The organism is Enhygromyxa salina, from assembly GCF_002994635.1.
Classification (GTDB): domain Bacteria; phylum Myxococcota_A; class Polyangia; order Nannocystales; family Nannocystaceae; genus Plesiocystis; species Plesiocystis salina_B.
In genome coordinates this window covers 57,472-69,609 of the sequence record NZ_PVNL01000042.1, presented here as the reverse complement: position 1 = coordinate 69,609, position 12,138 = coordinate 57,472, and the positions used below count along the sequence as shown (strand labels likewise).

Annotated in this window: 9 protein-coding genes; 6 read left to right on the top strand and 3 right to left on the bottom strand. The window is 66.8% G+C overall.

Features of this window, described 5'->3' with window-relative positions; all coding sequences use genetic code 11:
* Window positions 1–8: 8 nt before the first annotated feature.
* Window positions 9–1,745, top strand: coding sequence for a SagB family peptide dehydrogenase (locus ENSA7_RS09700; RefSeq protein ID WP_106088942.1), 1,737 nt, complete (start codon window positions 9–11; stop codon window positions 1,743–1,745).
* Window positions 1,746–1,772: 27 nt separating this feature from the next.
* Here ENSA7_RS09700 and ENSA7_RS09695 read toward each other — a convergent pair whose 3' ends face one another.
* Window positions 1,773–4,109 carry a hypothetical protein gene (locus ENSA7_RS09695; RefSeq protein ID WP_146157522.1) on the bottom strand — a complete coding sequence of 779 codons (2,337 nt, stop codon included), beginning with the start codon at window positions 4,107–4,109 and terminating at the stop codon, window positions 1,773–1,775.
* Window positions 4,110–4,188: 79 nt separating this feature from the next.
* Between ENSA7_RS09695 and ENSA7_RS09690 the strand changes: the two genes are divergently transcribed.
* Together ENSA7_RS09690 and ENSA7_RS09685 are read left to right on the top strand one after the other, a co-directional pair.
* The gene (locus ENSA7_RS09690) at window positions 4,189–5,787 is read left to right on the top strand and encodes a hypothetical protein (protein WP_146157521.1); all 1,599 of its coding nucleotides are present in this window, start codon (window positions 4,189–4,191) and stop codon (window positions 5,785–5,787) included.
* Between the two features lie 52 nt (window positions 5,788–5,839).
* A complete protein-coding gene (locus ENSA7_RS09685; RefSeq protein ID WP_106088939.1) occupies window positions 5,840–6,910 on the top strand; it encodes a hypothetical protein in 1,071 nt (356 codons plus the stop codon).
* A gap of 39 nt (window positions 6,911–6,949) precedes the next feature.
* Here ENSA7_RS09685 and ENSA7_RS09680 read toward each other — a convergent pair whose 3' ends face one another.
* Window positions 6,950–8,029: a hypothetical protein gene (locus ENSA7_RS09680; protein WP_181233551.1), complete on the bottom strand. Its 1,080-nt coding sequence runs from the start codon at window positions 8,027–8,029 to the stop codon at window positions 6,950–6,952.
* Window positions 8,030–8,132: 103 nt separating this feature from the next.
* Between ENSA7_RS09680 and ENSA7_RS09670 the strand changes: the two genes are divergently transcribed.
* The 3 genes from ENSA7_RS09670 to ENSA7_RS09660 all read left to right on the top strand — a co-directional run bounded on the left by ENSA7_RS09670 (window position 8,133) and on the right by ENSA7_RS09660 (window position 11,158).
* Window positions 8,133–8,372: a hypothetical protein gene (locus tag ENSA7_RS09670; RefSeq protein ID WP_106088937.1), complete on the top strand. Its 240-nt coding sequence runs from the start codon at window positions 8,133–8,135 to the stop codon at window positions 8,370–8,372.
* Window positions 8,373–8,948: 576 nt separating this feature from the next.
* Entirely contained in the window at window positions 8,949–9,791 is an 843-nt protein-coding gene (locus ENSA7_RS09665; protein ID WP_146157520.1) for a DUF6602 domain-containing protein, read from the top strand.
* A gap of 536 nt (window positions 9,792–10,327) precedes the next feature.
* A complete protein-coding gene (locus tag ENSA7_RS09660) occupies window positions 10,328–11,158 on the top strand; it encodes a sterol desaturase family protein (RefSeq protein ID WP_106088935.1) in 831 nt (276 codons plus the stop codon).
* On the opposite strand, the gene ENSA7_RS09655 is transcribed toward ENSA7_RS09660, so the two are convergent.
* Complete coding sequence (locus ENSA7_RS09655) at window positions 11,152–12,105, bottom strand: alpha/beta hydrolase (protein ID WP_106088934.1); 954 nt, start codon at window positions 12,103–12,105, stop codon at window positions 11,152–11,154. The genes ENSA7_RS09660 and ENSA7_RS09655 overlap by 7 nt on opposite strands.
* Window positions 12,106–12,138: the final 33 nt, after the last annotated feature.

The window sequence follows — 12,138 nt, the reverse complement described above, 5'->3', positions numbered from 1 at the left end:
ATTGCGCGATGGGTACCGACGGACATGTTGCATCCAAGCTCAGCGCCCTCACCGATCAGTTCGCCGAGCTGCGGTTGCCCACTCAGCCGCGCCTGGTCACCGATCTATACCCAGTGGTGCTCGCGGACGGCGGCCTGCACCTGGTCGGCGCTGAGCCCAAGACCTTGAACGGTGGCTCGCTGGGTTGGATGGTGCGCACGATCTTCCCGCTGCTCGATGGCACACGCACGATCGAGGCGCTCGCCGAGGCGCTGCCCACGGTCGCGATGGTCGATCTGCGTGACGTCCTCAGCTTGTTGTACATGCACGGCATGCTCGAGGAAGGTTGCGACGCTGGAACCGAGCACGACCGCACGGCGCTCAGTGACGCGCACGGTCCCCAGATGGCGTTTCTTAGTCGCTATCTGCGACTGACGGGCAGGCACGCGAGCCGGTTCGGGGCCCAGCGCGCGCTCGGGTCGGCGCGCGTCGCCGTCGTGGGGGCCGCCGAGCACCGCGCCGTGATGGCGTCGTTGCTGCAACCGATCGGGCTCGGCGGCTGCGTCGAACTGGATCTCGAGATGGAGAGCGAAGTCGACGCGCTCGAGGTCGCCCTCTATGTGGTGATCGGTGACGTCGACGCGCAAGAGCGCTGCGCAGCCCGGCTGCGTCGCTCGACCACATTGTTCGTGGACCCGCATGCGTGGAGCATCGGGCCGCTGACCGTGTTCGGGCACTCCGCCTGCGTCACTTGTGTGCGGCTGCAGCAGCAGGGGGCCCCGTCTCCTCGGCCTGTCGCGGGCGACCTCGATCAGCACGAACGCGACCTGTGGTGTCGCGCGTTGTTCGGTCGCGCGGTCCAACATGTCATCGCGTACATCACGGGGGTCTTCCAATCCCCGGCCCTCGAGCACATCGAATGTTGGGATCCGGTGACCGGCGCCACCTCGCTTCGGGCCCACGTCCTGCAGTTGCCCAATTGTCCCACCTGCGGTGAGGAGCTCCCACCGTTCACCGTCACGCTCGCCAGCGGACACCGTGAGAATCGCGCGCTGTGCTTTCATCGCAGCGCGCTGCTCAAGCCGTGGCATCTCGAGCAACCCTCCGCCATTCAGGTGCACTTGAGCCGGGACGTCTCCGACCAGCTCCGCCACGCGCGGCTGGTGCCCCGTCGGGTCGCCGCCGCGGACTCGCACGAATCGGCGTCGTCTGTCAGCGATTCGTCATCCCCGTCATCCCCGCAGGCCCAGCGCCTCGCCCAGCTGTTGACGCTGAGCTTCGGGGGCCGGGTGCGCCCGGCGGCGGAGGGTGGTCACCACTTCTATCGCAATACGGCGTCGGCCGGGAACCTGGGCTCGGCCGAACCATACGTGATCGTGACGGCGATCGACGGCCTCGCGTCGGGCGTCTACCACTACGACACAGCGCTCGATACGCTCGACGTGCTTCGGCATGACGACCCCGCTGGGCTCCGCGCCCTGCTCGCGCCCGTGGAGCGAGCGGGGGCGGAGACGTGCGCCGTGATCGTGATCGTCAGCGCGGTTGCGCGACTGTGCGCCAAGTATGAGGCCCGTGGGTACGTCTACAGCCTGCTCGACGCCGGGATCATGGCGCATCGCATCAACATCCTGGCGCGGTCGCTGGGACTCGAGGCGTCGCCACAGCTCGACTTTGACGACGACGCGTGGTGTCGGTGCTTGGGTGTCGACGGTGTCGACCTCGCGCCCGTGCTCGTGGTCGGCTTGCACGCCGAATCACGCGGGTGAGGGAGCAGCCGAGTCGGATGGCGTCGCTCAGGCGCGGGCCCGCGACAGCCACTTGCCGCCCGCGACCTGATACACCAGCGCGCCGACCAGCAGCACGCCGTAGCCAACCGCGGCCTGCTGCAGCAGCGCGTTGAACCCAATGTTGATCATCGCCGCGAGCGCGTAGGCCGACCCCACCACGCTCGACAGCGTGCTCAGCCCGTAGCTGATCGACACCGTCTGGGCCCGATCCTGGTCGACCAGGCACGAGACCACGTGCGGGTAGAACAAGCCGAGCACGATCCCGAGCGGCGCGGTGGCCAGCGTCGCCAGCACGAGCTTGAGGGCGACCGGCAAATGCAGCAGGTTGCCGACCATCCAGTCGAGCGTGAGCATCACGAACACGACGGCGAGCACGGCCAGGCCGGCCAGCGCGCGGGTGTCGTGGAGCTTGGTGAGCCGTGGATAGATCGCGCTGCCGACCCCGCTGGTGAGCAGGAACAGCGACAGCACCGCGGCCATGCTCAGCAGCGGCTGGGTCAAGAACAGCTCGAGCTTGGCCATGATCGCGACCTCGCAGAGCATGAAGCAAAACCCGGTGACCAAGAGATACAAGAGCACGGGGATCGGCGCTCGGGCGTCGCGCTTGAGCGCGGCCACGCCGATGAACAGCAGCGCGATGCCGGACAGCACCACGACCGTGGTGATCTTGATCCAGGTGACGTACCACCCGATCGTCTTGGCCTTGCCCTCGGGCGGGGTCAGCTCATACGACTCGAGGTCGAGGTCCTTCATGAAGGGCCGATCGTCGACGAAGGTCTGGCCCATCTCGCCTTCGATCGTGTCGCGGTACTTCTTGTCGCGCAGCCGCTTTTGGTGGAGGTAGCGGATCCGCCGAGCGTATTTTCGCTTGTTGCGGCCCTCACCCTTGGCGACCGCGACGACCCGCTCGACCTCCTCGGGCGTGAAGCCGTCGGGTGACAGCACCAAGTCGTCGTCGCTGCGGGTCTTGTCGTCGATGATGATGAGGCGATCTTCGAAGTTCTCGATGCCGCGCTGCGCGAACACCTCGCGCATGTTGTAGATGCGATCGTGCAGGGGCTGGTGGTCGAACACCATGATCCCGCCAGGCGCGAGCAAGTCGAGGTAGGTGTGGTACGCCTCGACCGTGTCCAGGTACTTGGTGGTGTGGCCGGTGACCGCTGTGGTCGCCGCGTTGGAGCCGAGGTAGATCAGGTCGTACTTGGTGCCCTCGGGCCGGGTGGTGAGGAAGTGCCGGCCCTCGTCGATCACCAACTCGATGTTGGGCTTGTCCAGGAACTCGGCGATCCGATAGCTGCTGATGTGCTCGCTCTCGCGGCCGAACTTCTTGACCAGCCCGTTGAGCTCGACGCCCGTGATGTTGGCCTCGTGGTGGGCCAGCTCGTCGAACCGGATCATCTCTGCGCCGGTGCCGGCGAACATCACGAGGATGTTCTTGGGCTCGCGGCCCAGCGCCCACGCGGCCTCCATGCCCTGCAGGACATTGGCCTCGCGCACACGATCCCGGTAGCCCCACACGTGCACGTTGCTGCGCGAGTTGTTGTGAATGATCGCGTGGGACGTGGAGCCGCCAGAGCCCGAGACCCGCTTGACCACCGCGACCCGCGAGTGCTCGTTCCAGGCTCGATCGAGCTCCTCGTAGGTGCCCGCCGCGCCCCACTGCTCGTAGGACACGGTGCGATCAGCGTAGTCGATCAGCCGCTCGGACCCCAGCGCGACGACCAGCGCGACGACACCGACGATGACCCGCGAGCGCGACGCGGTGCTGGCCAGCAGCAGCGGCGCGAACGAGAGCACGATCAGCACGACCACGACCGTGGGTAGCCCGCCAAAGTGAAACGCGACGGGCGTCAGCGCGCAGGCCAGCGCCGCGCCCAGCAGATCGGCCGCGTAGATCGATCCGATCTCGTCGCGTCGCAGCTGGTACATGGAGGTCAGGATCCGCCCAAAGCTGAAGAAGGGCAGGACCATGATGATCACGAACACCGCGGTCTTCTTGGCCAGGTAGTCGAGCTGCTTGGCGATCACCACCGACGAGGTGACGGGCATGATCCAGCTGAACAACACGAACGCGAACAGCAGCCCGCCGACGCACAAGATCGCCAGCACCATCAGCTCGCGCTGGATGTTGAACTTCTCGAGCGTGGCCGGTCGGAAGTGGACGTAGAGGCTGCCCAGCGCGAGCCCGAGGAACGCGATCGGCAGCGCGAGGTAGGCGTTGTCGGCCCCGAGGTGGAAGTCCACGAGGCGCGAGAGCACCAGCTCGAACATCAGGCAGCACAGCGCCGTGGCGAACACGAGGCGGCGGTAGTCGAGGCGGGGTGCAGGTGTGGACGGCGTCATGTCAGGGCTCAATTATTCGGCGGGGTGGTCGCCGGCGGCAAAAGTACCCGTTTGCCAGGGGTTTACGTACACTCCGGGAGTGAGGCGACTCCTCCCCCGACGCGGCCGCCTGGCCTTGGTCTGGTCCGCGGCCGTGGCCGGGTCGGGGGTCGTGGCGCTCGGGTGTGGGGCGGACGATGTCGAGGTGGCGGACCCGGACGAGGGTGAAGACGAGCCCCCACCACCGCCCAGTCTGGATCTGCCGGTTCCAGAGCTGGTGGTGAGCGCCGCTCAGGTCGAGGACCTCACGCTGGCCGTGAGCAACTTGCGGTATGACACGCGGGTCGAGATTGACGGCGGCTCGTGGGCGCTGGGTGGTTCCGGGCCGGCTGCGCTCGAGGGCAAGGAGACGCTGCGCCTCGCCCTCGGGGGGGCGATGGTCGTGGGTCGACACGAGCTGTCGTTGGTCCACCAGCTCGGCTCCGTCGAGCTGCGGTCCGAGGTCGTGGAGATCCAAGTCGTGCCGAGCATGCCGGGCCCGCTGACCGCGACGCTGCAGCCCGAGCTGCTCGACGAAGGCGATCGCCTGGTCGTGCACGGGCAGGGCAGCGAGGCCGTGCTCGGTGTGGTCGACTCCGCGAACGCTCGCGTGCAGGTGCGGGCCGGGGCGTGGTCGTTGGCTGGCTTCGAGCTCGAGCTGCCGGGCTTGGTGGCGGGTGGCGTCGTCGAGGGCCGGGCGGAGCTCGATCTGTCGGTCGTGCCGGGGGTGACCGTTGGCGACGCGCAGGCACGCTGGGTGGTGGCGGCGTACCTGGCTGACGGCGGCGCCACGGTCTACGCGAGGATCGTCAGCGTCACCGGTCCGGGGGTTCCGCTCGCCGAGCCAGGTGCGCCCCTCGAGCTGTGGAGCCTCGACGACGAGCAACAGCGCGCCGCCCTCGGGCCGCATGAGCTCGCGCAGATCCAGGCGGTCACGCTGCTCGATCGCATGGTGGTGCTCGGCGTCGAAGCGCGGCGCGACGCCGAGACCTCGAGCCCGGGCGACCGACTGCTGGTCACGCGCTGGCTGGCGTCGAACGGTGAGCCGGCGCTGCCCGTGCTGCTGCGGGGGCCGGCGTCCAGCGATCTGGACTTACCCGCTGACGCGCGGCTGTGGACCTTTGCGGGCCACGGATCTGCCCTGAGCGTCCGGATGGCCCTCGGGTTTCCGTGGTTGTTGGCGGTCGGCAGCAACGGACTGCCGAGTCTCAGCTCCGATCCGGGGCAGCTCGCCAGCGTGCCGGTCGCGACGACCTGGCTGCGCAGCTGCGACGGGGCGTTCGGCTCGCGCCACGCGTTCGCGCTCGAGGGCGGTCCCGAGGCGCCGCGCGTGCGCGTGCTTCGGATCAATCGGTGGTCCGAGCAGCTCGAGGATCCCAGCGATGTCACCGACCTGGTCGAGCTCCCGGCCATGCCCAGCGGCTCGCCGAGCCTCGCGCTGCTCGACGGGGTCCCCACGCTCGTCATCCCGATGGGCGCCGATCTCGACGTGTTGGCGCTGCGCTCGACCGGCGTGGACGTGGAGCTCGAGCCGCTCACTGGCCTGCGCTGCGACGATCTCGCGGTCGTCGGGCCCAGCTTCGACGGCGTCGGCGACACGCTGCCGCTCGCGTGTCTGACCGACGGCGAGCTGCGAATGGGCGTGCTCCACGTCGACTGAGCGCTGCTTGGCGCCTCTATCGTCGCGGGTCGTTGTGGATATACTCCGCGCCGTGGCAGCCTGGACCAAGCGCAAGATCCTCAAGCTCGCGGCCGGGATCGTGGGTGTCGTGGTGTTGGGACTCGGCGCGGTGGTGTGGTCGATGTGGCCCGAGGTCGACGACATCCCTGCGCAGCTCGACGAAATAAATCCGGAGGTCTCGATCGCCGAGCTCGAGCTCGACGCCCAGGGTCCCGTCCCGGCCCTGCGCCTCGGGGATCTGCAGGGCAAGACCGTGTTCATCATGATCGAGGGCAAGGAGAGCATGACCGGCGGCGAGGGCAAGCTGCTGCGCCGCGCCCTGCATCGCTGGACCCTGCCCGCTGACGTCGTTGGGTTCAGCGTTGGCGACGCGCCGGCCGGGGCCATGATCATGAAGGGCAAGATCGAGAGCGACTTCGTCGGACCGATGCGCGACGAATTGAAACTGCCGATCTACGTCGACTTTGGCGGCAAGTTCACCGACGCGTTCTCGCTGCCCAAGGGCCACCTGGGTTTCGTCGTGATCGACGCCAAGGGCGAGGTCGCGCTGCGTCACGCGGGCGACGCCGACGAAGCCACGCTCGCCGAGATCAAGTCGCTGCTGCGCGCCGAAGAGCCGCCCCCCGGGCCGCCTGCGCCCAAGTTTGCGATCGGTGAGCTCGACAGCGACAGCTGCGCGGGCCGGTTCTGCGTGCTGGTGTTCCTCGACACCAAGGTCGCGCGCGCCGAGATCCCCGGCCTCGAGGACGGGGGCTTCGATGGCGAGATGCAAGCGGTCTTCGAGCAGATCAAGAAGCCTTCGATCCGGCTGGCGCGGATCCTCGCCGCCGACTGGGAGCCCGAGCAGCGGGCCGGGATCGGCGGCGTGATCGTGGGTGAGGCCGAGGGCTGGGAGGTCGAGGGCTGGGCGTTCGTGCCCGAGGCCGCCGAGGCACGCGCGGCGTTCGGCATCGACGGAGCGGGGCTGGTGATCATCGATGATCAGGGCCGCGTGGCGTTCTCGGAGGCGGGGCGGGTGCCGTTTTGGAAGCTGTCGCTGGCGGCGGATGTGCTGGGGATCGAGGCCAAGGAGTTCCGCGGCCGCAAGCGCGACGACAAGTGAGCTGGCCGTTGCTCGGCACCCGCGGCCGAGGAGTCTGGGTCAGCGCTCGAACTCAAACCGCCAAAGTGGTTGGTTGGTGCTCTCGCTGAGCGTGAAGTAGCCCATGCCATCCGGGTCGATGCCCAGCGTCTCACCCTGGGGCTCGATCGCCAGCGGGATCGCGCAGGCCTGCCCCAGCATCGCCTCACCGACGCTCTGATCTGGCCCACGAACCCACAAGAACGCGCTCAGGTAGCCGCGCACCACGATGAAATCACCGAGCGGTGAGATGTCGCCTGCGGTTGCATACGCGCTCGGGAAGGTCGGATCGTCGAGCTGCTCGAGCACCTGCGCGTCGTCGCTCGGCTCAAACGGCGCCGCGAGCCGAAACAGCCCGGTCTGCTGGCCCTTGGTCACGATCAGTAGATCGCCGCTGATCGGATCGACGAGCAGCGTCTCCGCGTCGTGGGCCGCGTCGGGGTAGCGAAGCACGATCGCCTCCCAGTCGTCGACCATGATCGGCAGCTCTGGATCGCCGAGATCTTGGGGCTCGGGCAGGCGGTAGATCGTGATGTCGGGGCGGGCCTCGGCGTTGTCGCCGATGTCACCGATGTAGAGCCAGTCGCCGGGAGTCGGACCCGGGCCGATCGTCATGTCCTCCCAGTCGGTCGCGCTGGCGCCGGTGAGCTCGACGGTCGCCAGCCGCTCGCCCGCGAGGTCGAGGGCAAACACGCGGGCGCTGTCGCCCGAGTCGTTGTGGGCCCACAGCAGCGCCGCTGTTCGGCTCGCGGCGAGGCCGGATGCCTCGTCGAGCTCGTCGATGTCGACGACGGCCTGCACGGTGGGGTCGGCGACGGTCGGGCAGGCGTCCAGCCAGGGGTCGCCGTCGCCGTCGCCGTCTCCGTCTCCGTCGCCGTCGCCGTCGCCGTCGCCGTCGCCGTCGCCGTCGCCGTCTCCGTCGCCGTCGCCGTCTCCGTCTCCGTCTCCGTCTCCGTCGCCGTCGCCGTCGCCGTCGCCGTCTCCGTCGGTCTCGGTCTCGGTCTCATGGACCACGTCTTCGAAGGGGTCGGTCGAGACCCCGCCACAAGCCACGATCAGTGACGACGACGCGAGGACCCAGGAACTCCACATGTGGCGCACGGGGGGAACTTACCTCTGATCAGCACCGGATTTGGGTCGAGCGTGGGTCGAAACTGCACCGGATCCGAGACGATGTTGCTCCCAACCCTCGTCGCGCGCTCGAATGATCGACGGCAAGGAGCGCATGATCGGCGGCGAGGGGAGGCTGGTGCGTCGCGCGCTGCACCGGTGGGCTCTGCCCCACGACGTTGGTGAGTTCAGCGGTGGCGACGCGCCCGCTGGGGCCATGATCATGCAGGGCAAGATCGCGAGCGCCCTAAAGCTGTCGAACTACGTCGACTTTGACGGCAAGTATTCCGATGGTTCTCGCTGTCGAAGGGCCACCCAAGCTTCGTCGGCGTGATGCCAAAAGGCCTGCGCCAGCCTCCCGCGTCCGCTGGTGGCGTTCGTTGAGCGCACCCTCCACGTCCGCGCGAATTAGCTGGTCCAACTCGTGACCCACGCGCCCGTGAGGTGACCGGGTCGGTCGAGTCAGCCGTGGCTGCACTCGGTGAGGAGATCTATCGGTGGGAGTGGACGGTGGTGGCGGAGCACTACCGCTACATCGAGCGTGGGAGGTTGGACGATGGGGGCCACCCGACTACAGAAAGTTCACGAAGTCGCGTCAGGCGGCTGTCAGCGGACGTTCTCGATCCACAGGCAGGAGATCTTGTCTTCGTCTTTGTCAACTACACCTGACGGACGGTTCAGTGCCATAGCGTCGGATTACGGAGGCAAGCGGTGGGGGCCGGTGGTAGGTTGGCTCATGAGTCGGCGAGCGAAAAAAAAAGAACGTGCCACCACACGCAGCTCAGGCATCAAGCCTCCTCCACTGCCCGATACCTCAAAGTGGAAGCCACGCACGAAGGTTTCGCACCGATTGTCTACGGCGTTTCAGGGGCAGTGCGCCGCTAGCGAGGAGCTAATTCGCCTGCGCGCCATGCTTGAGCGCCAGTTCAACATCGATAACTATGATTCGGGGCCAGGGGTCGAGGATGTGATTCGTGAGGAGTTTCGGCGCCTGGTGCCTAGTCGCTATTCCATCCGTCCCGGAGTCATTATCGATCAACGGGGATATACATCCGGAGATTTCGACCTTGTCCTTTTTAACGACTTTTGGTTCACTGCGGTGAAATCTGGCGCGACGTCTGACTCGCGACGGTTTCATTTGCCATATGAGGGGGTTTATGGTGTTGTGGAGGTCAAGCAGACGTTGACCTGGGCCAGTTTCGATGAGGGGATGGCCAAATTGGTGACGGCGCACAGGCTATATCGGCCCTTCACCGGGGCCCATCGCCAGACAGAGAATCGGGAAGGGTCGAGCTGTGATCATGGACTGACGAACCCTTTGTACTCGGCCATTGTGGCGACGGGGCTTGCTGACAACGTTAATATCAACGAAGTGGCAAACCGGTTCTTTGATATATGTAAGACGCTCGGGCGCCTCGATGTTGTTCGGGCAATTTGTGTGCTGGGTCACGGGACGGTGTTCTGGGGGTGCCGACATCCGAATGGCGATATTGCTCCTGCCCTCTTCATGAACGAAGACTTGTGCTACCCGATTGTCCCGATGTTTTTTGCATCGCAGAAGGGCCGGGGCTCGGCGCTATACTACCTCATGTATAATCTCCTTCAGCATCTGTATCATTCAATTCTAGGGCCAGAGGATCTCGCAGCGCTGTACGGCGGCACGTACAAGGTTATGGTGCCAGCAGCGTCGGAAATTGCACTTCAGCCAGATCCGAAGTGGCTCGAGAAGTATGCGAATCCGTGTCCTCACTAGTTGGACGATCCATCTGGCTGCGAGATGTGTTGCCCTTGGGCGATTGTCTCCCCGCTCCTTGAGCGATTCGCGTGCGAAACGGAGTCGTCGCGGGTTAGTGCGGAGCAGCCGAGGCGGCTGTTGGACCAGCGCTACGGCCAAGCGCTCGATGCGTCAGCGGCCGTTGCTGGAGTTCGTTGGCCAGCACGAACCCCGCACACGGCCGGGCCATCTTAATAGCGAGGCCTACCGATGAGGGCAGAACCGCTCAGCAGTTGGTCAGGGCGAGCGCCCGTAGCTTGGGGGCTCGGGGACAGGCTGTACGAACCTCGCCGTCATCGGATCCCGAGCACGTTCAGGAGTGGTGGCCGCGGCTAATGCGCGTGCTTCGCGGGCGGGTAGGCCCGTCCCAGCGGCCAGTGCCCTGAGCGGTCCATGTAGGCCCGCTGCCCAACGAGCGGCCCCGTATGCACAGGCGTCCGCAAGCGGGTCAGAAGCCTGACCCGAGCTGAAAACAGAGGCAGCGGAGGGCCGGCGCTCCTGGTACCGTCCCGCCCATGCTCGGCCTGTTCGACCTCCTCGACCACCAGATGAACTGGCCCATGTGGGCCAGCATCGTGTTCGCCTCGATGTTCGTGGGTGTCGCGGTGTTGTGGATCGTCGCCGGCTACTACCACATCCGCTACTACGTGCTCCGCCGCCACGAGCCCGAGACCTGGAAGTGCCAGCCCAAGCGCTTCTTGCGACCGGACCAGTCCCGCGAGGCCGCGCTGCTGAGCAGCTTCAACCTGGCGCTGGGCGGGTTCGTGTCGGGCAATCTGGTGTACGCGTACCTCAATGGCTGGAAGGCGCCCAAGCTATACATGGACGTGGCGGAGTACGGCTGGGTGTATACGCTGTTCAGCACGGTGCTGCTGTTCGTGTTGATGGACGGCCTCGCCTATTACGCGCATCGTGGGTTCCACCTGCGGCCGCTGTTCAAGCGGATTCATCGGCACCACCACCGCTATATCGCCACGTCGCCGTTCGTGGTCGTGGCCATGCACCCGCTCGAGCTGCTGGGGCTGCAACTTGCGACCTTCTTGCCGCTGTTCGTGCTGCCGTTTCATGTGGTGTCGGTGATGGTCGTGCTCGGCTACATCCTGGTGTTCAACATCATCGACCACTCGGGCGTGCGGCTGGTGTCGCGCTTTCCCTGGCAGGGGCCGAGCATGTATCACGACGATCACCACGTGCACTTTCACGTGAACTTTGGGCAGCACCTGATGCTGTGGGATCGCATGCACGGGACCCTGCGCCGCAAGGGTCGCAAGTATGGGATCGACACCTTTGGCGGCAGGGGCTCGCCCACTGGCGGCGACGGGGACGACGACTTCGTCGACTACTGACGGGCGGGCTCGGCTGCCGAGCTGGCGGCTTGGCCAGCCGCTTGGTCAGCCAGTCGGTCGCGTAGCTGATCTCGCAGGTGGCCGAGCATCGGCGACAGGTCGTGCCGCACATCGGGGAAGGTGTGCAGCTCGACGTCGTAGCCAAGCCGGATCAGCTGCTCGACGCCGGCCTTGTCGGCGTCGAACCCCACGACAGTGTCACGCGCGCCGTGCAGGGCAATGAGCTTCAGACCCTTCGCATCGGCGTTGGCGTTGTGCTTGGGCCACAGCGGCTTGGGCAGCCACCCCGACACGGGCAGCGCGGCGGCGAACAGCTCGGGGTGCCGGACCGCCAGGCCGTAGACCAAGATGCCGCCCTGCGAGTGACCGGTAATGATCGGCTTGCCGATTGTTGGCCGGGCCGCGGCGAGGGCCGTGATCGCTGCGGCGACCTCGTCGGAGCGATCTGCGATCTGTGCACTCAACGCGGCGAGCTGCTCGGGGCTAGCCTGCGCCTCGTTGGCGGTGATCGAGAACCACCGCGCGTGGCCGGGAGCCTGCGCCGCCTGGGTGCCGCGCAAGAAGATGCAGCGAGCGGGACTGTCAAACCGTGCGGCCGGGTGCGTGGCCGTGCCGGGGTTGCGAAGCAGCGCGTGCTCCATCAGCCGCGGGAACGCGCCGTTGCCATGCAGGGCGACGATCATCGGGAGCTCGGCGTCGGCCGAGGCCCCGCCCGTGACGACCTCGAGGTACTGAATCCCCGCGATCGCGGGCAGCTCGAGATCGGGGATCAGCGGCGGCTCGAGCTCGGGCTGCGCGGGCGCAGGTGCGGGCGCGGGGGCAGGGTCCGCAGCTGCCGGGACCGGTGCGTGGGGCCTTGGCGTTGGCGCGCGATCGCAGGCGAGCGCTGTGGTTGCCAGCGCGAGCGCGAGCGTGGCGACGAGCGAGCGACAGCGAGCGCCGATCATGACCGCATGCTCTCACAGGTTCCTGACCGCGCG